We start from the raw sequence: 2556 nt of genomic DNA on the forward strand, positions 1-2556 counted from the left end.
GGCTGGCTCCTGCGCGACGGCACGCGCGACACGGGGTGCGGGCTGAAGGCCTTCCGCCGCGACGCCTTCCTCGACCTGCCCTACTTCGACCACATGCACCGTTTCCTGCCGGCGCTGTTCCAGCCCGACGGCTGGGAGGTGGCGCATGTCGATGTCGGCCACCGCCCGCTCGTCGCGGGGCGGTCGAAATACACCAATCTCGGCCGGGCGCTGGTGGGCGCGAGCGACCTGCTCGGCGTCGCCTGGCTGATCCGCCGCCGCCGCAGGCTCGGCCCCGGCGAGACCACGGTAAGCGCCCGTCGCGGCGCGGAAAGGCATCCATGACCGAGACCGTCTTCGCCTTCCTCAGGATCGAGAACTGGACAGAGTTCTGGTGGGTCGTCCTCGGCCTGACGGCGCAGTTCGCCTTCTCCATGCGTTTCATCGTGCAGTGGATCGCGTCGGAGCGCGCGGGCCGGTCCTACGTGCCGGTGGTGTTCTGGTATCTCTCGATCCTCGGCGGCACGATGCTCCTGTCCTACGCGATCTACCGGCAGGACGTGGTGTTCATCCTCGGCCAGTCGATGGGCTTGATCGTCTACACGCGGAACCTCTTCCTGATCCGCAAGGTGCGCCGCGCCGACCGGCTCGCCGCCGCCGCCGACGCGGCCGAGGCCGACGCCGTCCACCGCCCCAACTCCGCCGCCGAATAGCGCCGCCATGTCCGACGCCGCGCCCACACGGCCGCGCCCCTCCCTCGCCCTGCGGCTCGCGCCGCTCTGGGTGCTGCTGCTGGCGCTCCTCAGCTTTTCGGTCGGCCTCGCCGAGTTCCCGGTGCAGGACCGCGACGAGGCGCGCTATGCGCAGGCCTCCCGCCAGATGGCCGAGACGGGCGACTGGGTCGACATCCGTTTCCAGGAGGCGCCGCGCCACGTGAAGCCCGCGGGCGTCTACTGGATGCAGGCCGCCGCACTGGAGCTCACAGGGCTGACCGGCACGACCGAGATCTGGCCGCACCGCCTGCCCTCCTACCTCATGGCCGCGCTCGCCGCGATGGCGCTGGTCTGGGCGGGGCGGCCGCTCGTCGGGCGGCGCGAGGCGGCGCTCGCGGGCGTCATGCTCGCAACCGTCTACATGCTCTCGGCCGAGGCGCGGACGGCGAAGACCGACGCGACGCTGCTGCTGACCATCCTGCTCGCCATGGGGGCGATGGCGCGGGCCTGGCTCGGGCCTGTGCGCGGATGGAGCGTCCCCGCCGTTTTCTGGACGGCCATCGCCGCGGGGCTCCTGGTGAAGGGGCCGCTGATCCTCCTGCCGGTCCTGACCGCGGCGGCCTGGGTCTCGGGCCGGGAGCGGAGCCTCCGCTGGCTGTCCCGTCTCAGGCCCCTGCCCGGCCTCGCCTGGATGCTCCTCCTGACGCTGCCCTGGTTCGTCGCCATCATGATCCGCACGGAGGGCGCCTTCCTCACCGCCTCCATCGGCGGCGACATGGCCGAGAAGCTCGCCGCGACGGGCGAGCACAGCGGGATGCCGCCGGGTCTCTACCTCCTCTTCATCTGGATCACCTACTGGCCCTGGACGCTGCTCCTGCCGCTGGCCGTCGTCACCGGCTGGCACATGCGGCGGAGCGCGGAGGGCGCGTTCCTGCTGGGCTGGATCGTGCCCACCTGGGTGGTGTTCGAGGCGGTCTGGACCAAGCTCATCCACTACACGCTGCCGGTCTACCCCGCGCTAATGCTGCTGGCCGCCGTGCCGCTGGTGCGGATGCTCGACGGGGCGCAGGCCTTCCGCGGCTGGGCGGCGCATGTGGGCGCGGCGGGCTTCGCGCTCGGCACGCTGGCCTTCGCGGTGGTGGCGATCGGCGCGCCCATCGCCTACGGGGACGGCGTCGCGCTCTGGCCGACGCTGGGCGGCCTCGCGCTGACGGGTCTTGCGGTCGCGGGCGCGGTCGCCTTCTACAGGGGACAGGCGGCGCGCGGCACGGCGGCGCTGGCGCTCTCGGGGATCGTCATGGCCTGGACGCTGACGGCGGCGAGCCTGCCGCTCGCCCGCGAGTTCTGGGTGACGCCGCGCCTCGGTGAGGCGATGGAACGCCTGTCCTGCCTCGCCACGCCCCCCGTCATCGCGGGCTTCGCCGAGCCGAGCCTCGTCTTCCGCTTCGGCACCGACACGATGCTGACCGGCGGCGAGGGCGCGCTGGCCTGGCTCGCCGAAGCGACGGACCGCGCCGCCTGGATCGCGCCCGCCGCCCTGCCCGAGGGGGTCGCGGCGCCGCCGGGCGTGGCCGACCTGACCGAGATCAGGGGCACCAACTACACCAACGGCAACCCGGTCCACCTGCGCCTCTTCGTGTCGCCGGGGGTGCCCGCCCCGGACGCGCCCTGCCCCGGCTGAGGCCTCAGGGCGGCAGGTTCTCGCGCAGGATGACCTGCAGGCGCAGGGGCGCGGGCACATGCGCCGCGCCCCGGAGCGCGGCGGCCAGCCGCGTCAGCGCCTCGCGCGCCTCGGCGCCCGCTCCGTGGTCGATCACCGCGTCGAGCGTCCCGTCGAGGAGGAGCGCGGTCTTCTCCGCCGTCG

At 73.4% G+C, this 2556-nt stretch carries 2 protein-coding genes and 1 pseudogene; all 3 read left to right on the plus strand.

Going from position 1 to position 2556, the window contains the following annotated elements; translation table 11 throughout:
* Nucleotides 1–324: pseudogene (locus ACTS11_RS20965) on the plus strand (dolichol-phosphate mannosyltransferase); the annotation flags it as partial.
* Nucleotides 321–692, plus strand: coding sequence for a lipid-A-disaccharide synthase N-terminal domain-containing protein (locus ACTS11_RS20970; protein ID WP_442642220.1), 372 nt, complete (start codon nucleotides 321–323; stop codon nucleotides 690–692). The pseudogene ACTS11_RS20965 and the gene ACTS11_RS20970, both read left to right, overlap by 4 nt.
* 7 nt (nucleotides 693–699) lie before the next feature.
* Nucleotides 700–2373 carry a glycosyltransferase family 39 protein gene (locus ACTS11_RS20975; RefSeq protein WP_442642221.1) on the plus strand — a complete coding sequence of 558 codons (1674 nt, stop codon included), beginning with the start codon at nucleotides 700–702 and terminating at the stop codon, nucleotides 2371–2373.
* Nucleotides 2374–2556 lie beyond the last annotated feature (183 nt).

The organism is Roseicyclus sp. (assembly GCF_052168335.1).
Classification (GTDB): domain Bacteria; phylum Pseudomonadota; class Alphaproteobacteria; order Rhodobacterales; family Rhodobacteraceae; genus Roseibacterium.